Source organism: Pseudomonas sp. PDM16, from assembly GCF_014851865.1.
In the GTDB taxonomy this organism is placed as follows: Bacteria; Pseudomonadota; Gammaproteobacteria; order Pseudomonadales; family Pseudomonadaceae; genus Aquipseudomonas.
In genome coordinates, this window is sequence record NZ_JACVAM010000004.1 from 215,272 (window position 1) to 239,717 (window position 24,446).

At 63.0% G+C, this 24,446-nt stretch carries 19 protein-coding genes; 6 read left to right on the forward strand and 13 right to left on the reverse strand.

Annotation, left to right across the window (positions count from 1 at the left end):
- The 3 genes from IB234_RS15880 to IB234_RS15890 all read right to left on the reverse strand — a co-directional run bounded on the left by IB234_RS15880 (nucleotide 1) and on the right by IB234_RS15890 (nucleotide 3,131).
- Entirely contained in the window at nucleotides 1-960 is a 960-nt protein-coding gene (locus IB234_RS15880; protein WP_192319588.1) for an AAA family ATPase, read from the reverse strand.
- 133 nt (nucleotides 961-1,093) lie between these two features.
- Nucleotides 1,094-1,987 carry a DUF1353 domain-containing protein gene (locus IB234_RS15885; RefSeq protein ID WP_318652028.1) on the reverse strand — a complete coding sequence of 298 codons (894 nt, stop codon included), beginning with the start codon at nucleotides 1,985-1,987 and terminating at the stop codon, nucleotides 1,094-1,096.
- Nucleotides 1,988-2,018: 31 nt separating this feature from the next.
- Complete coding sequence (locus IB234_RS15890) at nucleotides 2,019-3,131, reverse strand: acyltransferase family protein (protein ID WP_192319590.1); 1,113 nt, start codon at nucleotides 3,129-3,131, stop codon at nucleotides 2,019-2,021.
- A 275-nt stretch (nucleotides 3,132-3,406) separates the two neighbouring features.
- On the opposite strand from IB234_RS15890, the gene IB234_RS15895 reads away from it, so the two are divergent.
- Nucleotides 3,407-8,269 (forward strand): NAD-glutamate dehydrogenase, encoded by a 4,863-nt coding sequence (locus IB234_RS15895; protein ID WP_192319592.1) that lies wholly within the window; start codon nucleotides 3,407-3,409, stop codon nucleotides 8,267-8,269.
- A 169-nt stretch (nucleotides 8,270-8,438) separates the two neighbouring features.
- On the forward strand, nucleotides 8,439-9,173 hold the full coding sequence (locus IB234_RS15900) for a type 1 glutamine amidotransferase (RefSeq protein WP_192319594.1): 735 nt from the start codon (nucleotides 8,439-8,441) through the stop codon (nucleotides 9,171-9,173).
- Nucleotides 9,174-9,255: 82 nt separating this feature from the next.
- Here the strand turns inward: IB234_RS15900 and IB234_RS15905 are convergent, their stop codons facing one another.
- Nucleotides 9,256-10,119 (reverse strand): universal stress protein, encoded by an 864-nt coding sequence (locus IB234_RS15905; protein ID WP_192319596.1) that lies wholly within the window; start codon nucleotides 10,117-10,119, stop codon nucleotides 9,256-9,258.
- A gap of 173 nt (nucleotides 10,120-10,292) precedes the next feature.
- Between IB234_RS15905 and IB234_RS15910 the strand changes: the two genes are divergently transcribed.
- Entirely contained in the window at nucleotides 10,293-10,898 is a 606-nt protein-coding gene (locus IB234_RS15910; RefSeq protein WP_192319598.1) for a tRNA-(ms[2]io[6]A)-hydroxylase, read from the forward strand.
- Between the two features lie 61 nt (nucleotides 10,899-10,959).
- Here IB234_RS15910 and IB234_RS15915 read toward each other — a convergent pair whose 3' ends face one another.
- The 3 genes from IB234_RS15915 to pyrC all read right to left on the reverse strand — a co-directional run bounded on the left by IB234_RS15915 (nucleotide 10,960) and on the right by pyrC (nucleotide 13,052).
- Nucleotides 10,960-11,178, reverse strand: a complete 219-nt coding sequence (locus tag IB234_RS15915) for a bacterioferritin-associated ferredoxin (protein WP_192319600.1) — start codon at nucleotides 11,176-11,178, stop codon at nucleotides 10,960-10,962.
- 156 nt (nucleotides 11,179-11,334) lie between these two features.
- Nucleotides 11,335-12,009, reverse strand: a complete 675-nt coding sequence (gene rnt / locus IB234_RS15920; RefSeq protein WP_192319602.1) for a ribonuclease T — start codon at nucleotides 12,007-12,009, stop codon at nucleotides 11,335-11,337.
- A complete protein-coding gene (pyrC, locus tag IB234_RS15925) occupies nucleotides 12,006-13,052 on the reverse strand; it encodes a dihydroorotase (protein WP_192319604.1) in 1,047 nt (348 codons plus the stop codon). The genes rnt and pyrC overlap by 4 nt, the downstream gene beginning before the upstream one ends.
- Before the next feature lie 192 nt (nucleotides 13,053-13,244).
- Between pyrC and IB234_RS15930 the strand changes: the two genes are divergently transcribed.
- From IB234_RS15930 to gloA, 3 genes are all read left to right on the forward strand, one after another.
- A complete protein-coding gene (locus tag IB234_RS15930; RefSeq protein ID WP_318652029.1) occupies nucleotides 13,245-14,204 on the forward strand; it encodes a flagellar protein MotY in 960 nt (319 codons plus the stop codon).
- Between the two features lie 117 nt (nucleotides 14,205-14,321).
- Nucleotides 14,322-15,539, forward strand: a complete 1,218-nt coding sequence (locus tag IB234_RS15935; protein ID WP_192319606.1) for an argininosuccinate synthase — start codon at nucleotides 14,322-14,324, stop codon at nucleotides 15,537-15,539.
- Between the two features lie 89 nt (nucleotides 15,540-15,628).
- Entirely contained in the window at nucleotides 15,629-16,021 is a 393-nt protein-coding gene (gene gloA / locus IB234_RS15940) for a lactoylglutathione lyase (protein ID WP_192319608.1), read from the forward strand.
- Nucleotides 16,022-16,092: 71 nt separating this feature from the next.
- Here the strand turns inward: gloA and fabI are convergent, their stop codons facing one another.
- From fabI to IB234_RS15970, 6 genes are read right to left on the reverse strand one after another with little or no spacing between them, the layout of a single operon-like run.
- Nucleotides 16,093-16,887: an enoyl-ACP reductase FabI gene (gene fabI / locus IB234_RS15945; RefSeq protein WP_192319610.1), complete on the reverse strand. Its 795-nt coding sequence runs from the start codon at nucleotides 16,885-16,887 to the stop codon at nucleotides 16,093-16,095.
- A 20-nt stretch (nucleotides 16,888-16,907) separates the two neighbouring features.
- Nucleotides 16,908-18,521, reverse strand: coding sequence for an ABC transporter ATP-binding protein (locus IB234_RS15950; protein WP_192319612.1), 1,614 nt, complete (start codon nucleotides 18,519-18,521; stop codon nucleotides 16,908-16,910).
- A gap of 1 nt (nucleotide 18,522) precedes the next feature.
- Entirely contained in the window at nucleotides 18,523-19,542 is a 1,020-nt protein-coding gene (locus tag IB234_RS15955) for an ABC transporter permease (protein ID WP_192319614.1), read from the reverse strand.
- Nucleotides 19,543-19,544: 2 nt separating this feature from the next.
- Nucleotides 19,545-20,630 carry a microcin C ABC transporter permease YejB gene (locus tag IB234_RS15960; protein ID WP_192319616.1) on the reverse strand — a complete coding sequence of 362 codons (1,086 nt, stop codon included), beginning with the start codon at nucleotides 20,628-20,630 and terminating at the stop codon, nucleotides 19,545-19,547.
- The gene (locus IB234_RS15965; RefSeq protein WP_192319618.1) at nucleotides 20,630-22,462 is read right to left on the reverse strand and encodes an extracellular solute-binding protein; all 1,833 of its coding nucleotides are present in this window, start codon (nucleotides 22,460-22,462) and stop codon (nucleotides 20,630-20,632) included. Before IB234_RS15965 ends, IB234_RS15960 begins: the two co-directional genes overlap by 1 nt.
- Nucleotides 22,459-24,288, reverse strand: a complete 1,830-nt coding sequence (locus tag IB234_RS15970) for an extracellular solute-binding protein (RefSeq protein WP_192320068.1) — start codon at nucleotides 24,286-24,288, stop codon at nucleotides 22,459-22,461. Before IB234_RS15970 ends, IB234_RS15965 begins: the two co-directional genes overlap by 4 nt.
- Nucleotides 24,289-24,446: the final 158 nt, after the last annotated feature.

Sequence of the window (24,446 nt, forward strand, 5' to 3'; positions counted from 1 at the left end):
TCAGGCCACCGCCACCACGTCGAGAATGCGCTGCACCACGCGGTCCTGGTCGATGCCGGCGGCTTCCGCTTCGAACGACAGGATGATGCGGTGGCGCAGCACGTCGAACAGCACCGCCTGGATATCCTCGGGGCTGACGAAGTCGCGGCCAGCCAGCCAGGCGTGCGCGCGTGAGCAACGGTCGAGGGCGATCGAGCCGCGCGGGCTGGCGCCGTAAGCGATCCATTCGGCCAGCTCGGCGTCGTGCTTGGCCGGGGTGCGGGTGGCCATCACCAGTTGCACCAGGTATTCCTCCACGGCATCGGCCATGTACAGGCCGAGGATTTCCTGGCGGGCAGCGAAGATCGCCTGCTGGCTGACGCGGTGCTCCGGCTTGGCCTCGCCATTCAGCGCATCGCCTCTAGCCTGGGCGAGGATCTTGCGTTCCACGCTGGCGTCCGGGAAACCGATCTTCACGTGCATCAGGAAGCGGTCGAGCTGGGCTTCGGGCAGCGGGTAGGTGCCTTCCTGCTCGATGGGGTTTTGCGTGGCCATGACCAGGAACAGCGGCGACAGGTCGTAGGTGCTGCGGCCAATGGATACCTGACGCTCGGCCATGGCTTCCAGTAGCGCCGACTGCACCTTGGCTGGGGCACGGTTGATTTCGTCGGCCAGCACCAGGTTGTGGAAGATCGGCCCCTGCTGGAACACGAAGCTGCCGGTTTCCGGACGATAGATCTCGGTGCCGGTGATGTCGGCCGGGAGTAGGTCGGGGGTGAACTGGATGCGGTGGAATTCGGCCTCGATGCCTTCCGCTAGCTCCTTGATGGCCTTGGTCTTGGCCAGACCGGGCGCGCCCTCGACCAGCAGGTGGCCGTCGGCGAGCAGGGCGATCAGCAGGCGCTCGATGAGCTTTTCCTGGCCGAGGATCTGGGTAGCGAGAAATTGCCGCAGCGCGACAAGCGCCTCACGATGTTCCATCGGGAATCTTCCTGGAAAGGGACTGACGGGTTGCCGAAATCACCCCAGCGGGGGGCTAACTCTACTGCATTGGGATAGTGGCTTGCATGCTTCGGGGTGCGCACTGCCGACCAGTTCCCCATTGCCGCGGGGTTCAGGCCGGATGCTGCTCCTCGCAGGTGCTCGCTTCTGCCGGTTGATCCTGGCCGGGCAGGGCGCTGGTGCAGGTCAGCGTGCTGTTCGGAGGGCGTGGGCCAACCACGTCGGGCGCGCCGAACAGGCGCACGGCCAGGTAATAGGCAAAAGCTGCCGGCCAGAGCATGCCGGCCTCGTGCAGCATGCGGAAGAACAGCAGGTCGGCCTCGTGCTTGGCTACTGGTGCAGCGTTCAGGTACTGGTAGAGCGCGTCATGCACCAGGCTGGCCGGGTGGGCCAGGGGCCAGAATACGTCGGCCTCGCAGATCTGCTTGCCATGCAGGTGCAGCACCTTGTGCGGCTTCTCCCACCAGTCCGGCACGCCGATGATCGCCAGCCAGTAGAATGGCACCTTGGGCGTGCAGCCATCCCACGCATAGGTGGTGGCGCAACTGAAGTCGTAGGCGACCTCCTGGCGCTGCGGGTCCACGGTCGAGCGGCCGGGGTTGATGATCAGCAGGCCATCGTGGATCACCAGCCACTCGCCATAGAAGTAGCGCCCGGCGAACTCCGGGCAGTGGCGCAGGAACGGTTGGTCGATGTAGTTGAGCCAGGGCCCGCAGTGATCGCGGCTGGCGAAGCCCCACTTTTTCTCGGCGCTGGCCAGGGCCAGGGCGGCGCGGCGCAGGCGCTCGCGGCGGCCGATCCAGCGTGGTAGCAGTGCGCCGAGGTAGACCGGTACGCCGGCCCACAGCAACGGTTCGATCAGTGATGGCCGTAGCCAGGCAGCCAGACCGATCAGCGCCAGGCCGATGGCGCTGATCAGCAGGTTGCCGAAGTGAATGACCAAGTGACGACGGATGGGGTACTGCATGGCTTCCCTACCGAACTGCGAGGAGTTGAACCCTAGCACGCGTTTTTCCTGAGGCTGACAGCCTCAACCTCTACCCTGCTCTGATGGATCCACCCTCGTGTCGCGAATGCATGCTCCGAAGGGCGCGTTGAATCGGGACTTCGAAGAAGCGATGGCTAGCCAGGCTAAGAGGAATCAGCAGGGCCATGAAAAGCAGCAGCATCCAGGGGCTGTAGAAAAGCGTTCGCTCGTATCCGAGGTTGTCCGCCACCAGGACAAAGGCTAGCTGCAGTGGAAAATGCAGCAGGTACGACGAATAGCTCAAGTCGCCGACGGCCGCGAGAGGTTTGAGGAACCCGCGATACATGAACCCGATGGCCGCCAGCGTCGCTACCGTGAGCGGGAAGACAACCCCTATCAGAATCAGCCTTTCCGGCTCTGGGGCAACGCAGGCATACCCCCATGCCGCGATGGTCGACGCCAGCGATATCCCTAGAGATATCCTTGCACCTAGGCTGGCGAACGATCTGGACAGCAACAGATAGGCCGAGCCACCACAAAAGAACGCGAAAAGCCCGACCCCCAGCTTGAAGAACTGCAGGTTCGAATGAAGTACTGCTCCGAGGCCGATCAGCAGCGGGATCAGTATCAGCTTGCCGCGACCGAAGAGGCAGAGCAGGAAGAAAACCCCGTACAGAAATACCTCGACCGAGACGGACCAGATTGGTGCATTGAATGACCAGCCTTTCTCGAGTCCCCAGGCCGGAACCAGCAGGATGTTCAGAACGGCGTGATAGAGGTCGTTGGCCGGGTAGACGAAATAGCTGGCATGGTTGCGTGCATAAAGAAACTGAAGCATGGCGACCAGCGCAAAGGTCGCTATGTGGAGCGGGTAGAGTCGACTGAAACGATCCACGAAGAAGCGGCGAGGAGAGAGCGAGACATCTGTAATCCTCCGGCTGAACAACCAGAAGAACACGAAGCCGGAAATGCCGAAGAACAGTTCGACTGCCAGTGATCCATGCGTGTAGAACACCGAGAAGAACTGGAAGAGCGGTTGGCGCTCCCTGTCGAAACTGTCTGGCGTGCTGCCCTTATAAAAGAAGTGTTGCCAGTGCCAGAGCACTACTGAGAGCGCTGCAAAGCCTCTTAAGGCATCGAGTGCATAAAGTCTGTCGGCGGGCGAGGTCGGTGCTTTGGGCATGGAAGCTCTGCACCGGTGGCCGGTGGCGTCTGGGCAAAGGCCGCATCTTAATGGCGGCGGATGATTCTCCCAAGCGTTCCTTACACCAAAGACTCGCAGCGAGCCGATGAACGAATATGTCGCCCCTCCGCAATCCAGCTGCCATGGGCTCTCGTTAAGCTCTGTGTGACCTTGTGGTCGCCGTACGCCTGCCGAGTTCCGTCTATCGCCTAGACTGCTTGGGAACCCGGCGCCGTGCGCCCAATCTCGAATAACAAGTCCAGTGGAGCATTACCATGGCGTTCTTCACCGCGGCCAGCAAAGCCGACTTCCAGCACCAACTGCAAGCGGCCCTGGCGCAGCACGTCAGCGACAAGGCGCTGCCACAAGTGGCGCTGTTCGCCGAGCAGTTCTTCGGCATCGTATCCCTCGATGAGCTGACCCAGCGCCGCCTCGGCGACCTGGCCGGCAGCACCTTGTCTTCCTGGCGTCTACTAGAACGCTTCGACGCCGCCAAACCGGTGGTGCGCGTGTACAACCCGGATTACGAGAAGCATGGCTGGCAGTCCACCCACACCGCGGTGGAGGTGCTGCACGCCGACCTGCCATTTCTGGTCGACTCGGTGCGCATGGAGCTGAACCGCCACGGCTACAGCATCCACACCCTGCAGAACAGCGTGTTCAGTGTGAAGCGCAAGAAGAGCGGCGAGCTGCAGGAAATCCTCACCAAGGGCACCGGTGGCAAGGACGTACAGCGCGAGGCGCTGATGTACCTGGAGATCGACCGCTGCGCCAACGTCACCGAGCTGCGTGCGCTGGAGAAGGCGATCCAGGACGTGCTGGAGGAAGTGCGCATTGCCGTGGCGGACTTCGCCCCGATGAAGGCCAAGGCCGAGCAGCTACTGGCCTGGCTGGACAAGGCCAAGCTCAAGGTCGACGGCGCCGAGCTGGCGGAAGTGAAAACCTTCCTCGCCTGGCTGCTGGACAACCACTTCACCTTCCTCGGTTACGAGGAATTCACCGTGGTCGAAGAGAAGGATGGTGGCCACCTGGTGTACGACGAGGCCTCCCTGCTGGGCCTGTCCAAGCGCCTTCGCCCGGGCCTGAGCAAGGAAGACGTGCACATCGAGAAAGAGGCCGTCGACTACCTGCGCCAGCCGGTGCTGCTGTCCTTCGCCAAGGCCGCCACGCCGAGCCGTGTGCACCGTCCGGCCTACCCGGACTTCGTGTCGATCCGTGAGCTGGATGCCAAGGGCAAGGTCATCAAGGAATGCCGTTTCATGGGCCTGTACACCTCGGCGGTGTATGCCCAGAGCGTCAGCAGCATCCCCTACATCCGCCGCAAGGTGGATGAGATTGCCGAACGTTCCGGCTTCGACCGCAAGGCGCACCTGGGCAAGGAGCTGGAACAGGTGCTGGAAGTGCTGCCGCGCGATGATCTGTTCCAGACCCCGGTGGACGAGCTGTTCAGCACGGCCATCTCCATCGTGCAGATCCAGGAGCGCAACAAGCTGCGCCTGTTCATCCGCCGTGATCCCTATGGCCGCTTTGCCTACTGCCTGGCCTACGTGCCGCGCGACGTGTACTCCACCGAGACGCGGCTGAAGATCCAGCAGATCCTCATGGATCGCCTGGGCGCCAGCGACTGCGAGTTCTGGACCTACTTCTCCGAGTCGGTGCTGGCGCGGGTGCAGTTCATCCTCAAGGTCGACCCGAAGAACCGCGTGCAGATCGACCCGGCGCGCATCGAGAAGGAAGTCATCCAGGCCTGCCGTTCGTGGAAGGATGACTACGCCAGCCTGATCATCGAAAGTTTCGGCGAGGCCCAGGGCACCAACGTGCTGGCCGACTTCCCGAAAGGCTTCCCGGCCGGTTACACCGAGCGTTTCGCCCCGCATTCGGCGGTGGTGGACATGCAGCACCTGCTCAGCCTGTCCGAGAAGCGGCCGCTGGTGATGAGCTTCTACCAACCGCTGGCCCAGGGCGAGCAGGAGCTGCACTGCAAGCTGTACCACGCCGACACGCCGCTGCCGCTGTCCGACGTGCTGCCGATCCTGGAGAACCTTGGCCTGCGCGTGCTTGGCGAGTTCCCCTACAAGCTGCGCCGCGCCGATGGCCGCGAGTACTGGATTCATGACTTCGCCTTCACCACCGCCGAAGGGGTGAATGTCGATATTCAGGAGCTCAACGAGACCCTGCAGGATGCCTTCGTGCAGATCGTCGAGGGCGCCGCCGAGAATGACGGCTTCAACCGCCTGGTACTGACCGCCTCCATGCCGTGGCGCGATGTGGCGCTGCTGCGCGCCTATGCCCGCTACCTGAAGCAGATCCGCTTGGGCTTCGACCTTGGCTACATCGCGGCCACCCTGGTCAACCACGCCGATATCGCCAAGGAGCTGGTGCGCCTGTTCAAGACCCGCTTCTACCTGGCGCGCAAGCTGTCGATGGAAGACCTGGACGACAAGCAGCAGAAGCTCGAGCAGGCCATCCTCGCCGCACTGGACAACGTCGCCGTGCTCAACGAGGACCGCATCCTGCGGCGCTACCTGGATCTGATCAAGGCCACCTTGCGCACCAATTTCTACCAACCGGGTGCCGACGGCCAGCCCAAGCACTACTTCAGCTTCAAGCTCAGCCCACGGCTGATTCCGGAGATTCCGCGGCCGGTGCCGAAATTCGAAATCTTCGTCTACTGCCCGCGCGTCGAGGGCGTGCACCTGCGCTTCGGCGACGTCGCACGTGGCGGCCTGCGCTGGTCCGACCGCGAGGAGGACTTCCGCACCGAGGTACTGGGCCTGGTCAAGGCACAGCAGGTGAAGAACGCGGTGATCGTGCCAATGGGCGCCAAGGGCGGGTTCATCCCGAGAAGGCTCCCTGTGGGCGGTAACCGTGACGAGGTGCTGGCCGAGGGCATTGCTTGCTACCGCATCTTCATCAGTGGCCTGCTCGACATCACCGATAACCTCAAGGATGGCGCCGTGGTGCCGCCGCAGAACGTGGTGCGTCACGACAACGACGACCCGTATCTGGTGGTGGCGGCGGACAAGGGCACCGCGACCTTCTCCGACATCGCCAACGGCATCGCTATCGACTACGGCTTCTGGCTCAACGACGCCTTCGCCTCTGGCGGCTCGGCAGGCTACGACCACAAGGGCATGGGCATCACCGCCAAGGGCGGCTGGGTCTCGGTGCAGCGCCACTTCCGCGAGCGCGGCATCGACGTGCAGAAGGACCCGATCACGGTGATCGGCATCGGCGACATGGCCGGTGACGTGTTCGGCAACGGCCTGCTGCTGTCGGACCAATTGCAGATGGTGGCGGCATTCAACCACCAGCACATCTTCATCGACCCCAACCCGGATGCGGCGAAGAGCTTCATCGAGCGCCAGCGCATGTTCGCCCTGCCGCGCTCGTCCTGGGCCGACTACGACGCCAAGCTGATTTCCGAAGGCGGCGGCATCTTCCTACGCAGCGCCAAGAGCATCGCCATCACCCCGCAGATGAAGGCGCGCTTCGACATCGCCGCCGACAAGCTGGCGCCCACCGAACTGATCAACGCGCTGCTCAAGGCACCGGTCGACCTGTTGTGGAACGGCGGCATCGGCACCTACGTCAAGTCGAGCAAGGAAACCCATGCCGATGTGGGCGACAAGGCCAATGACGGCCTGCGCGTCAACGGCAATGAGCTGCGTGCCAAGGTGGTGGGCGAGGGCGGCAACCTGGGCATGACCCAGCTCGGCCGCGTCGAGTACGGCCTCAACGGCGGCGCCAGCAACACCGACTTCATCGACAACGCCGGCGGCGTGGACTGCTCCGACCATGAGGTGAACATCAAGATCCTGCTCGGCGAGATCGTCGGCGGCGGCGACATGACCGGCAAGCAGCGCAACAAGCTGCTGGCCGAGATGACCGACGCAGTCGGCGCGCTGGTGCTGGGCAACAACTACAAGCAGACCCAGGCCCTGTCCCTGGCCCAGCGCCGCGCTCGCGAGCGCCTGGCCGAGTACAAGCGCCTGATGGCGGCGCTGGAGTCTGCCGGCAAGCTGGACCGCGCGCTGGAGTTCCTGCCGTCCGACGACGAGCTCAACGAACGCGCGGCCAACGGCCGCGGCCTCACTCGGCCGGAGCTGTCGGTGCTGATCTCCTACAGCAAGATCGACCTCAAGGAAGCCCTGCTGAAATCCCTGGTGCCGGACGACGACTACCTGGCCCGCGAGATGGAAACCGCGTTCCCGGCGCAGCTGACCAAGAAGTTCGGCGAGGCCATGCGCCGCCACCGCCTGAAGCGCGAGATCGTCAGCACGCAGATCGCCAACGATCTGGTCAACCACATGGGTATCACCTTCGTGCAGCGCCTGAAGGAGTCCACCGGCATGAGCGCAGCCAATGTCGCCGGCGCCTATGTCATCGTGCGTGACGTGTTCCGCCTGCCGCACTGGTGGAAGCAGATCGAGGCGCTGGACTACAAGGTGCCGGCCGAGCTGCAGCTGCAGCTGATGGACGAGCTGATGCGCCTGGGGCGCCGCGCTACCCGCTGGTTCCTGCGCAGCCGTCGCGAGGATCTGGACGCCGCCCGCGATGTCGGCCACTTCGCCCCGCGCGTGGCCGAGCTGGCTGGGCGCCTGGACGAGTTGCTGGAAGGTCCGGCCCGCGAGCAGTGGCTGGCGCGCTACCAGAGCTTCGTCGAGGCGGGTGCGCCGGAAGAGCTGGCGCGCGTGGTCGCTGGCACCAGCCACCTGTACACCTTGCTGCCGATCATCGAGGCCGCCGATGTCACCGGACAGCCGGCCACGGATGTGGCGACTGCGTACTTCGCCACAGGGGGCGCGCTGGAGCTGTCCTGGTACCTGCAGCAGATCACCGGCCTGCCGGTGGAGAACAACTGGCAGGCCCTGGCCCGCGAGGCGTTCCGCGACGACCTGGACTGGCAGCAGCGGGCGATCACCATCGCCGTGCTGCAGATGGCCGAAGGGCCGAAGGATATCGAGGAGCGGGTCAGCTTCTGGCTGGAGCAGCACAGGACCCTGGTGCAGCGCTGGCTGGCGATGCTCGCCGAACTGCGCGCGGCCACCGGTACCGACTACGCCATGTACGCGGTGGCCAACCGGGAGCTGATGGATCTGGCGCAAAGCGACAAGCAGGGGGTATGCATTCCCTGATGCGTGCGAGCCGCTCCTTTCCCTGGCGGGAAGGGAGCGGCCATTGCCGGCACTGGCCGGTCATCTTCGCCTCGGTTAGCCTGCTCCAAACAATTAAGTTCGCCAGACGAGAATGGCCCTGTGTTCCGGCACGAGCCTTGCCTTGGCAAGCGAACAACGAAGAGTAGTCATGACCGACATTCTGATTCTGACCCACGTCGATTATTGTGCTCCGGGCCATCTTGCTACCGTTCTGGAAGAGCAGGGCCTCGACTTCACGGTGCTACGCACCGACCTCGATGAGCTGGACGGCTACGACCTGGATCGCCCCCGCGCGGTGGCGGTGATGGGTGGGCCGATGAGCGTCAACGACGACCTGCCCTGGATCGGGGCGGAGATCGCCGCGCTGCAGCATTTCATCCGTCGCGACATTCCCATCATTGGCCACTGCCTGGGCGGCCAGCTGATCGCCCGTGCGCTCGGTGCCGCGGTGCATCGCATGCCCTACACCGAGGTGGGTTGGCAGCCGTTGGTGCGGCGCGAAGCCGACAGCCCCTGGCTGGTGCATCTGCCGCGCGAGTTCCCGGTGTACCAGTGGCACAGCGACACCTTCGACCTGCCGACCGGTGCCGAGTGGTTGCTGTCCAGCCCCTGGTGCCCGAACCAGGGGTTCGCCTGGGGCGACAAAGTGCTGGCCCTGCAGGGGCATCCGGAGGTGACCGAGGAGCTGGTGCGAGGCTGGTTGCGCGACTGGTCGCACCTGTTGGACGAGACCCAGGCCAGCCAGCAGGGGCAGCGGCAGATGCTCACCGATTTGCCGGCGCGCATCGAGTCGCTGCACAAGGTGGCCGAGGGCTTCTACCGCCACTGGCTGCGTCTGGCCTTCGGCGAAAGAGAGGCTCGACATCCGCTTGGCGCCGGCTGACGCCACAAGAAAAAAAGCCCGATGCCGGCTGACATCGGGCTCGGAGCTCTGGGTAGACCAGGGCCCTGTTCGCTGCGATTCCTCAGCGTTGAGCCACCAGCTCCTCCAGATGAGCGATGATGTCGTCGGGCTTGGCAACCAATACGTCGCTTTCCAGAGAGTCGAGCACCACTTCGGCGGTGTTGCCGATCAAGGCTCCGGATAGGCCGGTACGAGCCACGGTGCCGATGATGGTGACGACTGCATCGAGTTTGCGAGCAGTGTGCGGAATCAGCACATCGGCAGGGCCTTCCTCAACGTGCAGGCGCTCGTTGCTGATATCGTATTCAGCCTGGAACGCTTTGCATTGCTCGCGATACCTGGCTTCGATGGTTTCCTTGAGTTGGAAGGTCGGGTCGGCCGCCGAAAGCATGGGGGAGGGGTGAGCCGTAATCACGTGCAATGTACCGTTGGCCAGGCGCGCGATGTCGTAGCCATTGCTGATGAGTCCGGAGTGCAAGGTGCGGTGCTCCGCATCACCGTTACCAACGTCCACGGCGGCGAGAATGATGCCACCGGTCCAAGGACGATCAGTCTTGACCATCAGGACCGGGCTCGGGCAATAGCGCAGCAGCTTCCAGTCTTCGGGAGTGAGCAATGCCTTCTTCAGCGGGTTGTCGGGAACGTGCTGCTTGATGACCAGGCCGCAGCCTTCCACCTGCTGCGCTGCGATGATGGTCTGGTAGACCCCGTCATGCCAGGCCTGCTGGGTGGTGACGTTGAAACCTTCCTGTTGCAACGCCGCCTGATGTTCTGCGAGATAAGCGCCATGGTCACCCTTCTTGTCGCAAACCAGCAGATGCAGGTGCGACTGGGTCACCCCTGCGATCAACTTGGCGCGCCTGAGTGCAAGGTTCTCAGGGTGTTGAGGATTCATCACCACCAGAATGCTGCGTATGGCTTGCATGAGCGTTTCCCTGTGCGAAGTACTTGTATGTGACTCACTATAGAGACGGCAGGCGGCAGTGGTTTTGACCTGCATCACGGGCTGGCTGGCCCCGCGCGCCTTCATCCGTATAATGGCCCGCCCTTGATGCCTGTGCCAACACCGGTCAACGCCGATATCCCTGGATCACTCTCGTGAATCTCCCTGAAATACATGACTTTCTCGCCTGTCCCACCCCGGCTGCCTGGGTACAGGCGGCACTGGTCGATCAGGAAACCCTGCTGATCGATCACAAGAACAACGAGTTCAAGGCTGCGTCCACAGCCATGGCGCTGATGGCCAAATACAGTCAGGAGCTGGATCTGGTCAACTTCATGTCGCGCCTTGCCCGCGAGGAGCTGGTACATCACGAGCAGGTGCTGCGCATCATGAAGAAGCGCCGCATCGATTTACGCCCGGTATCGGCCGCGCGTTATGCCTCAGGCCTGCGTAAGCTGGTGCGCAATCATGAGCCGCAGAAACTGGTGGATACCCTGGTGGTGGGTGCCTTCATTGAGGCACGTAGCTGCGAACGCTTCGAGGCGTTGGTACCGCACCTCGACGAAGAGCTAGGCAAGTTCTACGGTGGTCTGCTGAAGTCCGAGGCTCGGCACTTTCAGGGTTACCTCAAGCTGGCTTACCAGTATGGTGAGGAGTCTGATGTTGATCAGGTGGTCGAGCGAGTTCGCGAGGCGGAGCGCGAGCTGATCGAGTCGCCGGACGACGAGTTTCGCTTCCATAGCGGCGTACCGCAGGCCTGATCGTTTCTTGCAGGCATAAGAAAGCCGGACACAAGGTCCGGCTTTTTCGTATTCAGGGGTATCAGGCGGCGACGAAGCTGGCACTGCAGGCGAGGGCTGCCTGGCTGCTCTGCACGTCACTCAGGGTCTCACGTACCACTTGCTTGGCCAGGCAGGCGCACTTGCCGCACTGGGTGCCCACGCCGAGGCTCTCGCGCACCTCACGATAGCTGCAGCAGCCCTCGTAGATAGCTTCGCGAATTTGACCGTCAGTAACACCCTGGCAGAGGCAAACGTACATGGGCAGGCTCGAAGTGGTGTGGAGTAGCTCTTGGGATCGGATACTAATGTTAATGAGAATGCTTGTCAAAGCTTGACCGCAGTTCTTCCCGCATGTTTGATTTTCGCATTGCAATAAAAAACCCGGCCGGGGCCGGGTTCTTGGTCTGTGAGGCGCTTACTGGTCGAAATCGTCCCAACCGCCCATTTCCTTCCAGCGGTTGACGATGCCGCAGAACAGCTCGGCGGTCTTCTCGGTGTCGTAGCGCGCGGAGTGCGCTTCCTTGCCGTCGAAGTCGATGCCGGCGGCCTGGCAGGCCTTGGCCAGTACGGTCTGTCCATAGGCGAGGCCGGCCAGGGTGGCGGTATCGAAGCTGGAGAAGGGGTGGAACGGGTTGCGCTTGAGGTCGCAGCGAGCCACGGCAGCATTCAGGAAGCCGAGATCGAAGCTGCTGTTGTGGCCGACCAGAATGGCGCGTTTGCAGCCATTGGCCTTGATCGACTTGCGCAAGCCCTTGAATATTTCGGTCAGCGCGTGCTCCTCGCTCACCGCCATGCGCAGCGGGTGATCGAGCTTGATGCCGGTGAACTCCAGCGCCGCCGCCTCGATGTTGGCGCCCTCGAAGGGTTCGACGCGGAAGAAGTGGGTGTGATCCGGGTAGAGGAAGCCGCCCTCATCCATAGCGATGGTAGTCGCGGCGATCTCCAGCAATGCGTCGGTGGCGGAGTTGAAGCCGCCGGTCTCCACGTCCACCACCACCGGCAGGTAGCCGCGGAAGCGCGCGGCCATCGGGTGGCGCGGGCCGGAAGGCAGGCTGCCGTCGAGTTCGTCGTCGAAGTTATCTTCGCTCACGCTTGATCCTCCAGCAGGCGCCATTGCAGTTTCTCGCCAGCGCGTAGCGGAATCACCAGGCTCTCGCCCAGCGGCAGTTCGCTCGGGCCGGTCCATTCCTCGCGCACCAGGGTGATGTGGTCGGTGTTGCGCGGCAGGCCGTAGAAGTCCGGGCCGTGCTGGCTGGCGAAGCCCTCCAGCTTGTCCAGCGCTTTACGCTGCTCGAAGGCCTCGGCATACAGCTCGATGGCGGCGTGCGCGGTGTAGCAGCCGGCGCAGCCGCAGGCGGCTTCCTTGGCGTGCTTGGCGTGCGGCGCCGAGTCGGTGCCGAGGAAGAACTTCGGGCTGCCGCTGGTGGCTGCATCCAGCAGGGCTTCCTGGTGGGTGTTGCGCTTGAGGATCGGCAGGCAATAGAAGTGCGGGCGAATGCCGCCAACCAGCATGTGGTTGCGGTTGTATAGCAGGTGATGAGCGGTGATGGTGGCGCCGACGTTGGCCGGGGCGGCCTTAACGAAGGCGGCGGCATCGCCGGTGGTGATGTGCTCGAACACCACCTTCAGGGTCGGGAAGCGCTCGACCACACGGGTCAGGTGCTCATCGATAAAGCGCTTCTCGCGGTCGAACACGTCAACTTCCGCGCGGGTCACTTCGCCGTGTACCAGCAGTGGCAGGCCGACTTCTGCCATCGCTTCGAGCACGTGGAAGATGTTGTCGATGCTGGTCACGCCGGAATCGGAGTTGGTAGTGGCGCCGGCCGGGTACAGCTTGGCGGCATGCACGAAGCCGCTGGCCTTGGCGGCGCGCACGTCTTCGGTGCTGGTCTTGTCGGTGAGGTAGAGCACCATCAGCGGCTCGAAACGGCTGCCGGCCGGGCGGGCAGCCAGGATGCGCTGACGATAGGCGTCGGCCTCGTCGGCGTTGCGCACCGGCGGTACCAGGTTGGGCATGATGATGGCGCGAGCGAAGGTCCGCGCGACATCGCGGACGGTATGCTGCAGGACGGCACCATCGCGCAGATGGATGTGCCAGTCGTCTGGGCGCAGCAGGGTAATGCGGTCGGACATGGGGATTCCCGGCAGGTAAAACGTGCGGAAATGCTACCAGCTTTGCCTGCATCCCGCGCCTGCTCTGGTGCCATTTGATGCGGCAGCGTGATTATCGGTGAAAAGACGGTGAACCCTACGGACGGTCTATCAAGTTTCCCCGGCGACCGCCGATATGGGCTATGAAAGCCGTATCTCCCCACGGAGCCGATCTTGCGCCAGCCCAGCCTTCTCCTGCTCAGCCTGCTTGCCTGCGTGCCCTGGTGCATGCCGGCTGTGGCCATCACGTTCCAGACGCGCATGGAGAAGGTGGAGTGGAAGGTAGAAGGTGATCAGTTCGAGTGTCGCCTGAGTCAGCCCATCGCCGATTTTGGTAGTGGTGAATTCGTGCGTCGTGCTGGAGAACAGGCGACATTCCGTCTCAAGGTCCGTGAGCGCTGGATGGGAGCCGGCTCCGCGACCCTGCTGGCGGCTGCCGCACCCTGGCAGCCCGGACGCGGTGACATCAACCTTGGCGCGCTGGCTGTCGGCAATGGTCAGGTGCCGTTCAACAGCAATCAGGAACAGGCTGGGCGCTTGCTCACCGGGCTGATGGAAGGTCGCAGCCCGCTGGTACGTCATCGCACCTTGCAGGGCGGTGATAACCTGGAGGTGCGCCTGTTGCCTGTCAAATTCAACCAGGCCTACAACGACTACCTCAAGTGCACTGTCGGCCTCCTGCCGGTCAACTTCGATCAGATCCGCCAGACCCAGCTGGGCTTCCCCGGTGGCGGAGCGGCACTGGAGCCACTGGCCCAGGCCAAGATCGACATCATCCTCGACTTCATCAAGGCAGACCCTACCGTCAACCGCTTCCAGCTGGATGGTCACTCCGACAACTCCGGCAATCGCCTGACCAATCGCGACACTTCGCGCCGGCGAGCGATGGCTGTGGAGGAGTACCTGAAGGCCCACGGCATTCCACCCGAACAGATCATCGTGCGCTTTCATGGCGAGCGTTACCCGCTGGTGAAGAACAACAGCGAGGCCAACCGGGCGACGAATCGCCGGGTGACCATGACACTATCCCGCGAGCCGGTGATCGAGGCGCCAGCCGAACCTGCCCCGAGCAGTCCCCCGGCCAGCACGCCCCCCGCGAGCGAGTCTCCTGCCGCTCCGGCGGCCAATTCCTGACGCCGTACACAAAATAAATCTGTCGCTTTGTCGCTAGTGTCTGTCGCGCCCCTGTAAATCATTCCGCACGGTCGGTAGAATCCTCGGTTTTCCGTACAACCCGTGGAGTTGATTGGCATGGCGGACGTTAAGAAGGTAGTTCTGGCCTATTCCGGTGGCCTGGACACCTCGGTGATCCTCAAGTGGCTGCAAGATACTTATAACTGCGAAGTGGTGACCTTCACCGCCGACCTCGGCCAGGGCGAAGAGGTCGAGCCGGCCCGCGCCAAGGCGCAGGCCATGGGCGTCAAGGAAATCTACATCGATGATCTGCGCGAAGAGTTTGTCCGCGACTTCGTCTATCCGATGTTCCGCGCCAACACCATCTACGAAGGCGAGTACCTGCTGGGTACTTCCATCGCCCGTCCGCTGATCGCCAAGCGCCTGATCGAGATCGCCAACGAGACCGGCGCCGACGCCATATCCCACGGCGCCACCGGCAAGGGTAACGATCAGGTACGTTTCGAACTGGGTGCCTACGCGCTGAAGCCGGGCGTGAAAGTGATCGCCCCGTGGCGTGAGTGGGACCTGCTGTCCCGCGAGAAACTGATGGACTACGCCGAGAGGCATGGCATCCCGATCGAGCGCCACGGCAAGAAGAAATCTCCGTACTCCATGGACGCCAACCTGCTGCACATCTCCTATGAGGGCGGTGTGCTGGAAGACACCTGGACCGAGCATGAAGAAGACATGTGGAAGTGGAGCGTCTCGCCGGAAGCCGCACCTGACACTCCGACGTACATCGAGCTGACCTACCGCAAGGGTGACATCGTCGCCATCGACGGCAAGGACATGAGCCCGGCCCAGGTACTGGCCGAGCTGAACCGCATCGGCGGCGCCAACGGCATCGGCCGTCTCGACATTGTCGAGAACCGCTACGTCGGCATGAAGTCCCGCGGCTGCTACGAGACCCCCGGAGGCACCATCATGCTACGCGGACACCGTGCCATCGAGTCGATCACCCTGGACCGCGAAGTGGCCCACCTGAAAGACGAGCTGATGCCCAAGTACGCCAGCCTGATCTACACCGGTTACTGGTGGAGCCCGGAGCGTCTGATGCTGCAGCAGATGATCGACGCCTCGCAGACCAACGTGAACGGTGTGGTGCGCCTGAAGCTGTACAAGGGCAACGTCATCGTGGTTGGCCGCAAGTCCGACGACTCGCTGTTCGACGCCAACATCGCGACCTTCGAGGAAGATGGCGGCGCTTACAACCAGGCGGATGCTGCGGGCTTCATTAAGCTCAACGCCCTGCGCATGCGCATCGCCGCCGGCAAGGGCCGCAAGCTGTTCTGATAAGCTAGCGCCGAGCCAGACGAACCCCGGCCACAAGCCGGGGTTCTGTTTTTATAAGCCCGCAAAAGGGCACCGATGAGGAAAACCCGATGAGACTGCTGCATACCATGCTGCGCGTCGGCGACATGGATCGCTCCATCGCCTTCTATACCGAAGTGCTGGGCATGACCCTGCTGCGTCGCAAGGACTACCCTGACGGCCAGTTCACTTTGGCCTTCGTCGGCTACGGCAATGAGGCTGAGAACAGCGTAATCGAGCTGACCTACAACTGGGGTGTTGACCAGTACGAGCTGGGGACTGCTTACGGTCACATCGCCCTGGAAGTGGAAGACGTCTACAAGGCTTGTGAGGACATCCGTTCCCGAGGCGGCAAGATCACCCGCGAGCCGGGCCCGATGAAGCATGGCAGCAGCATCCTGGCATTTATCGAGGACCCGGACGGCTACAAGGTCGAATTGCTATCGCCGTCGCGCAAGGATTAAAGGTCTCGCCAACAAAAAAGGCTCCATGGGAGCCTTTTTTGTGCCTGGAAGGCGGTGACTGGCGCCGCCTGTCAGTCTTCGATGGCGCCCATGGCGGTGGTGTTGAAGCCGCCGTCGACGTAGAGGATCTCGCCACTGATGCCCGAGGCCAGGTCGGAGCAGAGGAAGGCGCCGGCATTGCCGACTTCCTCGATGGTCACGTTGCGGCGCAGCGGGGTCTGCTTCTCGTTGGCAGCGAGCATCTTGCGGAAGCTCTTGATGCCGCTGGCGGCCAGGGTGCGGATCGGGCCGGCGGAGATAGCGTTGACGCGGATGCCTTCTGGGCCGAGGCTGCCGGCCAGGTAGCGTACGCCGGCCTCCAGGCTGGCCTTGGCCATGCCCATCACGTTGTAGTTGGGCATGGTGCGCTCAGCGCCCAGGTAGGAAAGGGTGAGGATACTGCCATTTCGGCCCTGCATCAGCTCGCGACCAGCCTTGGCCAGGGCCACTAGGCTGTAGGCGCTGATGTCATGAGCGATCTTGAAGCCGTCACGGGTGGTGACGGCGGTGAAGTCGCCATCCAGCTGGTCGCCCGGGGCGAAGCCGACGGAGTGGACGATGCAGTCCAGGCCGTCCCACTTCTTGCTCAGCTCCTCGAAGACCTTGGCGATCTCGTCGTCATTGGCCACGTCGCAGGGGAAGCACAGCTCGGGGTTGGAGCCCCAGCCAGCGGCGAATTCTTCGACGCGGCCCTTGAGCTTGTCGTTCTGGTAGGTGAAGGCGAGCTCGGCGCCCTCGCGGTGCATGGCGGCGGCGATGCCCGAGGCGATCGACAGTTTGCTGGCCACGCCAACGATCAGTACGCGCTTACCGGCGAGAAAACCCATGTGCGTCATTCCTCTTTCAGTTAGTCGGCGGTTGCTGGGACCATGAATGCGGCCTCCAGCAACTGCTGGGTATAGGGGTGCTGTGGCGCGGCGAACACCGTCTCGGCCGGCCCCTGTTCAACCACCTTGCCCTGTTTCACCACCATCAGCTGGTGGCTCAGGGCCCTGACCACCGCCAGATCATGGCTGATGAACAGGTACGTCAGGTTGTACTTGGCCTGCAACGAGCGCAGCAGTTCCACCACTTGGCGCTGTACTGTGCGGTCGAGCGCCGAAGTGGGCTCGTCCAGCAGTATCAGCGCCGGTTTCAGCACCAGTGCCCGGGCAATGGCAATCCGCTGCCGTTGCCCGCCGGAAAACTCATGGGGGTAGCGGAACCGAGTCTCTGGGTCCAGCCCTACCTCCTTGAGAGCGTCGATGACGGCCTGTTCCTGCTCCTCTTCGCTGCCCATGCCATGGATGCGCAGGCCCTCGCCGACGATCTGGCTCACGCACATGCGTGGGCTGAGACTGCCGAAGGGGTCCTGGAAGACCACCTGCATCTGCCGCCGCAGAGGCCTTACGGCCTGTTGCGATAACCCGTCCAGCGCCTGGCCCTGGAAACGGATGGCGCCCTGGCTGCTCAGCAGCCGCAGGATCGCCATGCCGAGGGTGGATTTGCCGGAACCGCTCTCGCCCACGATGCCCAGGGTCTGGCCCTGCAGCAGGCTGAAGTCGATACCATCCACCGCCTTCACATGGTCCACCGTACGCCGCAGCAACCCTTTCTTGATCGGGAACCACACGCGCAGGTCGTCCACTTCCAGTAGCGGCGCGCCGGCGGGGTTGTCCGCAGGCATGCCGCTGGGCTCGGCGCCGAGCAGTTCCTGGGTATAGGGATGCTGCGGAGCGCGGAACAATTCGTCACACGACGCCTGTTCGACGATGCAACCGCGCTGCATGACACATACGCGGTGGGCGATTCGCCGAACCAGGTTGAGATCGTGGGTGATCAGCAGCAGTGCCATGCCCAGGCGGGCCTGCAATTCCTTGAGCAGATCGAGGATCTTCAGCTGCACGGTGACGTCCAGCGCGGTGGTCGGCTCGTCGGCGATCAGCAGCTCCGGCTCGTTGGCCAGGGCCATGGCGATCATCACCCGCTGGCGCTGGCCGCCGGACAGCTCGTGCGGATAGGCCTTGAGCCGCTTGGCCGGCTCGGGAATGCCGACCAGCTCCAGCAGCTCGATGATCCGTGCCTGAGCAGCATCGCCGGTGAGGCCCTTGTGCCAGGCCAGCACTTCGCCGATCTGCTTGCCGATGGTGTGCAGCGGGTTGAGCGAAGTCATCGGCTCCTGGAACACCATGGCGATGCGGTTGCCACGGATGCTGCGCAACTTGTCCGGGGCCAGCTTGAGCAGGTCCTGGCCGCCATACTGAATGCTGCCGGCCGGATGGCGGGCCAGCGGGTAGGGCAGCAAGCGCAGGATGGAGTGGGCGGTGACCGACTTGCCCGAGCCGCTCTCGCCGACCAGGGCCAGGGTCTCGCCCTTGCGGATGTCGAAACTGACGCCTTCGATCACGCGCACGGCCTTGCCGCCGGTGACGAACTCGACGGCCAGGTCGCGTACTTCGATGAGGTTGTTCTGCTCGGTCATCTCATTTCCTCGGGTCGAAGGCATCGCGAGCGGCTTCGCCGATGAACACCAGGAGGCTGAGCATCAGGGCCAATACCGTGAAGGCGCTGATGCCCAGCCAGGGCGCCTGCAGGTTGGCCTTGCCTTGGGCCACCAGCTCGCCCAGCGAGGGTTCGCCGGCCGGCAGGCCGAAGCCGAGGAAGTCCAGCGAGGTCAGGGTGCCTATCGCTCCCGTCAGAATGAAGGGCATGAAGGTCATGGTCGAGACCATGGCGTTGGGCAGGATGTGGTGGAACATGATGCCGCCATTGCCCATACCCAGCGCGCGGGCCGCACGCACATACTCCAGGTTGCGGCCACGGAGGAACTCGGCACGTACCACGTCGACCAGGCTCATCCAGGAGAACAGCAGCATGATGCCCAGCAGCCACCAGAAGTTGGGTTGCACGAAGCTGGCCAGGATGATCAGCAGGTAGAGCACCGGTAGGCCGGACCAGACCTCGAGGAAGCGCTGGCCGGCCAGGTCGACCCAGCCACCGTAGTAGCCTTGCAGGGCGCCGGCGAAGACGCCGATGATGGAGCTGGCGATGGTCAGCGCCAGGGCGAACAGCACCGATACACGGAAGCCGTATATCACCCGCGCCAGCACGTCGCGGCCCTGGTCGTCGGTACCCAGCCAGTTCTGCCCCGAGGGTGGCGCGGGTGCTGGCACCTGCAGTTCGTAGTTGATGCTGGAGTAGTTGAAGGGGATAGGCGGCCAGAGCATCCAGCCGTCCTTCTCTGCGATCAGCTCCTGGATGTAGGGGCTCTTGTAGTTGGCCTGCAGTGGGAACTCGCCACCAAAGGTGGTTTCCGGGTAGCGCTTGAGCACCGGGAAGTACCACTCGCCGTCGTAGCGCACGGCCAGCGGCTTGTCGTTGGCGATCAGCTCGGCGCCCAGGCTCAGCACGAACAGGGCGAGGAACAGCCACAGCGACCACCAGCCACGCTTATGGGACTTGAACAGGGCGAGGCGACGTTGGTTGAGGGGGGAGAGCGTCATTCTCAGTTCTCCCTGCTTTCGAAGTCGATGCGTGGATCGATCAGGGTGTACATCAGGTCGCTCAGCAGCTTGGCCACCAGGCCGAACAGGGAAAAGATGAACAGGGTGCCGAATACCACCGGGTAGTCGCGGTTGACGATGGACTCGAAGCCCAACAGGCCGAGACCGTCGAGGGAGAAGATGACCTCGATCAGCATTGAGCCGGTAAAGAAGATGCCGAGGAAGGCGGCCGGGAAGCCGGCCACCACGATCAGCATGGCGTTGCGGAACACATGGCCGTAAAGCACGCGGCTGTCGGTCAGGCCCTTGGCGCGGGCGGTGGTCACGTACTGCTTGCCGATCTCGTCGAGGAAGCTGTTCTTGGTCAGCAGGGTGAGGGTGGCGAAGTTGCCGATCACCAGGGCCGTCACCGGCAGTGCCAGGTGCCAGAAGTAGTCGAGGATCTTGCCTCCCAGGCTGAGTTCGTCGAAGTTACCGGAGGTCAGCCCGCGCAAGGGGAACCAGTCCCAGTAGCTGCCGCCGGCGAACAGCACGATCAGCAGGATGGCGAACAGGAACGAGGGGATTGCGTAGCCGACGATGATCGCCGAGCTGGTCCAGACGTCGAAGGCGCTACCGTGGCGGGTGGCCTTGGCGATGCCCAGGGGGATCGAGATCAGGTAAGTGATCAGGGTGCTCCATAGTCCTAGCGAGATGGATACCGGCATCTTTTCCAGGATCAGGTCGATCACCGTCGCATCGCGGAAGAAGCTCTCGCCGAAATCCAGTTGGGCGTAGCTGCTGATCATCAGCCAGAAACGCTCGGGGGCGGACTTGTCGAAGCCGTACATCTTCTCGATCTCGGCCACCAGTTCCGGGTCCAGGCCTTGGGCGCCGCGGTAGTTGGAGCCGGCTACGGCGACTTCGCCGCCACCTCCGGAAATCCTGCCGGTGGCACCACCGGAGGCGGCATCGAAGCCTTCCAGCTTGGCGATCATCTGCTCCACCGGGCCGCCAGGGGCGGCCTGGACGATGATGAAGTTGATCAGGAGGATGCCCAGCAGGGTGGGGATGATCAGCAGCAGGCGGCGAACGATATAGGCCAGCATCACTGGGCTTCCTGCTCGGGCTTCTGCGTGGGCTTGGACTTCGGCGCGATAGCTGGCGCTTCTTCCCACCAGCTCATCAGGCCGTAGTCATACAACGGCGTGACCGCCGGGCGTCCAAAACGTTTCCAGTAGGCCACTCGCCAGGTATCCACGTAGTAGTTAGGTACCACATAGTGGCCCCAGAGTAAGGCGCGATCCAGGGCGTGGGCATGGGTGATCAACGATTGCCGCGAATCGGCGCGAATCAGGCCATCCACCAACTGGTCGATGGCCGGATCGCGCAGGCCCATGAGATTGCGGCTGCCGGGGTTGTCGGCGCTGGCGGAGTGCCAGAACTCGCGCTGCTCGTTGCCCGGCGAGCTGGACTGCGGCCAGATCGCCGATGTCATGTCGAAGTCGCGCGAGCGCAAGCGGTTGATGTATTGCGAGGTGTCGACGCGGCGGATCTGCAGGTCGATGCCCAATTCAGCCAGGTTGCGCTTGAACGGCAGGATCACCCGTTCCAGGTTGGGCTGGAAGTTGAGGAACTCGAAGGCCAGTTGCTTGCCGTCCGGGCCGATCATCTTGTCGTCTTCGATGCGGTAGCCAGCCTCGGTCAAGAGCTGGAAGGCCTTGCGGCTCTGTTCGCGGATGATGCCGCTGCCGTCGCTGACCGGCGGCATGAACTCCTGGGTAAAGACTTCCGGTGGCAGCTTGTCACGCAGTGGCTCGAGCAGTTTCAGCTCCGCCTCGTCAGGTAGGCCCCTGGCGGCCATCTCGGAGTTCTCGAAGTAGCTGTGGGTGCGCTTGTAGGCCCCGTAGAAAAGCTGCTTGCTGGCCCACTCGAAGTCGAACAGCTGGGAGATGGCCTCACGCACACGGCGGTCCTGGAACATCGGGCGGCGCAGGTTGAACACGTAGCCCTGCATACCGGCGGGGTTGTGGTTGGGGATGGCGGCCATCACGAACCGTCCCTCGCGCAATGCCGGCGAGTCGTAGCCGGTGTTCCAGTCCTTCGCCGAGTACTCTAGGTTGGTATCGAACTGCCCGGCCTTGAAGGCCTCCAGCGCGACCTGGGTATCGCGGTAGTAGTCGATGCGGATGCGGTCGAAGTTATACAGGCCGCGGTTGACCGGCAAGTCCTTGCCCCACCAGTCCTTCACTCTTTCGAACTCGATGCGGCTACCGGGTGACACCTTGCCGATGCGATATGGGCCGCTGCCCAGCGGTGGCTCCAGGTTGGCCTTGGAAAAGTCGCGACTGGCCCACCAATGCTTAGGCAGCACATGAATCTGGCCGAGGATCAGTGGCAATTCGCGATTGTTCTGATGCTTGAAATCGAAGCGCACCGTCAGCTTGTCTTCGGCAACCACCTGCGCCACGTCCGCATAATAGTGGCGATACATGGGGTCGCCTTTCTCCACCAGCGTGTGGAAGGTGAAGATCACGTCGTCGGCCGTTACCGGCTGGCCGTCGTGAAAGCGCGCCTTGGGGTTGAGGAAGAAGCGCACGTAGCTGTTGTCCGCGGCCTTGTCGATCTTCTCGGCCAGCAAGCCGTACTCGGTGAACGGCTCGTCCTGCGAGTGAAAGGTCAGGCTGTCATAGAGCAGGGGCTCCACGTCCACCGGGTTACCCTTCGGAATGTAGGGGTTGAGGCTGTCGAAACCGCCGATCCCTCGTTGGCGAAGCAGTCCACCCTTGGGCGCATCGGGGTTGACGTAGTCGAAGTGCTTGAAGCCCGCCGGATACTTCGGCGGCTCGCCGTAGAGGGTAAGGGCATGTTGTGGCTCGGCCTGGACGGCTCCGGCCAACATCAACAGGGCGGCACCCAGGGTGCGCAGGGTAGGGCTCATCGAACGGTCTCCGTGGGCTTCAGCCACCAGGCCCGCAGTCCCAGGGTGTAGGGCGGGGTGGTGACGAAGGCGAACCGGTTGCGGTACGCCAGACGATGGTGATTGATGTACCAGTTGGGAATGCTGTAGTGCTGCCAGAGCAGGATGCGGTCCAGTGCTCGGGCAGCCGCCACCTGTTCCTCCCGGGTCTGGGCGGCGAGGAGTTTGTCGAGCAAGGTGTCGATCACCGGGTGACGTACACCTGCATAGTTCTTGCTGCCCTTCACGCCGACCTGGCTGGAGTGGAAGTACAGCCACTGTTCCAGGCCCGGACTCAGACTCTGCGGCAGGGTCATGAGGATCATGTCGTAATCGAACTGGTCGAGGCGCTGCTTGTACTGGGCGCGATCGACGGTGCGCAGACTGGCGCGAATGCCGATGCTGGCCAGGTTCTCGGTATAGGGCTGGAGAATGCGTTCCAGATTGGGGTTGACCAGTAGAATCTCGAAGCGCAACGGTTCTCCCTTGGCGTTCAGCAGTCCGCGGCCGGATGGCTTCCAGCCCGCTTCGGCCAATAGACCAAGCGCACGGCGCAGTGTTTCGCGCGGGATGCCGCGACCATCGGTGGCGGGCAGGGTGAAGGGCTCGGTGAACAATTTTGCCTGCAGCTGCTTGCGATAGGGTGAGAGCAACAGCCACTCGCCGCCTTCTGGCTTGCCGTCGGCAGAGAACTCGCTGTTGGGGTAATAGCTGGTGCTGCGCTTGTAGGCGCTGTTGAACAGCGCGCGGTTGGTCCACTCGAAGTCGAACATCAGGCCCAGAGCCTCGCGTACCTTGCGCTGGGCGAAGAGGTCACGGCGGCTGTTCATGAACAGCGCCTGGGTCTGGGTAGGAATCTGGTGTGGAATTTCGGCACGGATCACATCGCCCCGGGCGATGGCCGGGAAGCGGTAGCCGTTGGCCCAGTTCTTAGCCTGGTGTTCGATGTAGAAGTCGAACTCGCCGGCCTTGAACGCCTCGAACGCGACATTGCTGTCGCGGTAGAACTCCACCTCGACACGGTCGAAGTTGTACTTGCCGCGGTTGACCGGCAGTTTCTCACCCCACCAGTCCTTGACCCGCTCGAACACCAGGCGCCGTCCCGGCTCGATCTGGGTGATTCGATAGGGCCCGCTGCCCAACGGTACATCGAAGCTGGTGGCCTTGAAGTCGTGCTTCTTCCAGTAGTGCTGGGCCAATACAGGCAGTTCGCCGAGGCGCAGGATCAGCAGCGGGTTGCCGGCACGCTTGAATACGAAGCGGATACGGTGGCGGTTGAGGATATCGACCCTTTTGACTTCCTGCAGGTTGGTACGGTACTGCGGGTGGCCGTCCTTGATCAGGGTGCGGTAGGAGAAGGCCACGTCGTAGGCGGTGATCGGCTGGCCGTCGTGGAAGCGTGCTTCCTTGCGCAGGTTGAACACCACCCAGCTGCGGTCTTCGTTGTATTCCACGCTCTTGGCGATAAGCCCGTAGCTAGAAGCCGGCTCGTCGCCGGACGGGTCGTAGGCGCCGGTGCCGACCATCAACGGCTCGTTGAACTCACTAACGCCATACTGCAGGAAGTTGGGCGCGGCCGCAGGGCTGCTGCCCTTGAAGCTGTAAGGGTTGAGGGTGTCGAACGTGCCATAGGCCATCACCCGAAGCGTGCCGCCTTTGGGCGCGTCAGGGTTGACCCAGTCGAAGTGGGTGAAGCTGGCCGGGTACTTGAGCATGCCGAACTGGGCATAACCATGGCTTTCACTGAGGGTCGCGAAAGCGGGAAGACTCATGGCCAGGCCGATAATCAGCGAGAGCAGGAGACGCATCGGGTGCGGGGTCCGGTCCATGGGGCTTTCTGGCGGCATGTATAAGGCAGGAGGCTGTGTTTTCGCCGCCGTTCGGCGATGGATGATCGCCTATTTGCGCTGTGCATGCCGGCTGGTTGTTTGCCGGTACAGTAACAGCTTGTATCCGCAGGAAAAAG

Bases quoted from the DNA above. Each gene is read 5' to 3' on its own strand.
- IB234_RS15880 (WP_192319588.1), bottom strand. From the start codon at position 960: ATGGAACATCGTGAGGCGCTTGTCGCGCTGCGGCAATTTCTCGCTACC.
- IB234_RS15890 (WP_192319590.1), bottom strand. From the start codon at position 3,131: ATGCCCAAAGCACCGACCTCGCCCGCCGACAGACTTTATGCACTCGAT.
- IB234_RS15895 (WP_192319592.1), top strand. From the start codon at position 3,407: ATGGCGTTCTTCACCGCGGCCAGCAAAGCCGACTTCCAGCACCAACTG.
- IB234_RS15900 (WP_192319594.1), top strand. From the start codon at position 8,439: ATGACCGACATTCTGATTCTGACCCACGTCGATTATTGTGCTCCGGGC.
- IB234_RS15905 (WP_192319596.1), bottom strand. From the start codon at position 10,119: ATGCAAGCCATACGCAGCATTCTGGTGGTGATGAATCCTCAACACCCT.
- IB234_RS15915 (WP_192319600.1), bottom strand. From the start codon at position 11,178: ATGTACGTTTGCCTCTGCCAGGGTGTTACTGACGGTCAAATTCGCGAA.
- pyrC (WP_192319604.1), bottom strand. From the start codon at position 13,052: ATGTCCGACCGCATTACCCTGCTGCGCCCAGACGACTGGCACATCCAT.
- IB234_RS15935 (WP_192319606.1), top strand. From the start codon at position 14,322: ATGGCGGACGTTAAGAAGGTAGTTCTGGCCTATTCCGGTGGCCTGGAC.
- gloA (WP_192319608.1), top strand. From the start codon at position 15,629: ATGAGACTGCTGCATACCATGCTGCGCGTCGGCGACATGGATCGCTCC.
- fabI (WP_192319610.1), bottom strand. From the start codon at position 16,887: ATGGGTTTTCTCGCCGGTAAGCGCGTACTGATCGTTGGCGTGGCCAGC.
- IB234_RS15950 (WP_192319612.1), bottom strand. From the start codon at position 18,521: ATGACCGAGCAGAACAACCTCATCGAAGTACGCGACCTGGCCGTCGAG.
- IB234_RS15955 (WP_192319614.1), bottom strand. From the start codon at position 19,542: ATGACGCTCTCCCCCCTCAACCAACGTCGCCTCGCCCTGTTCAAGTCC.
- IB234_RS15960 (WP_192319616.1), bottom strand. From the start codon at position 20,630: ATGCTGGCCTATATCGTTCGCCGCCTGCTGCTGATCATCCCCACCCTG.
- IB234_RS15965 (WP_192319618.1), bottom strand. From the start codon at position 22,462: ATGAGCCCTACCCTGCGCACCCTGGGTGCCGCCCTGTTGATGTTGGCC.
- IB234_RS15970 (WP_192320068.1), bottom strand. From the start codon at position 24,288: ATGCGTCTCCTGCTCTCGCTGATTATCGGCCTGGCCATGAGTCTTCCC.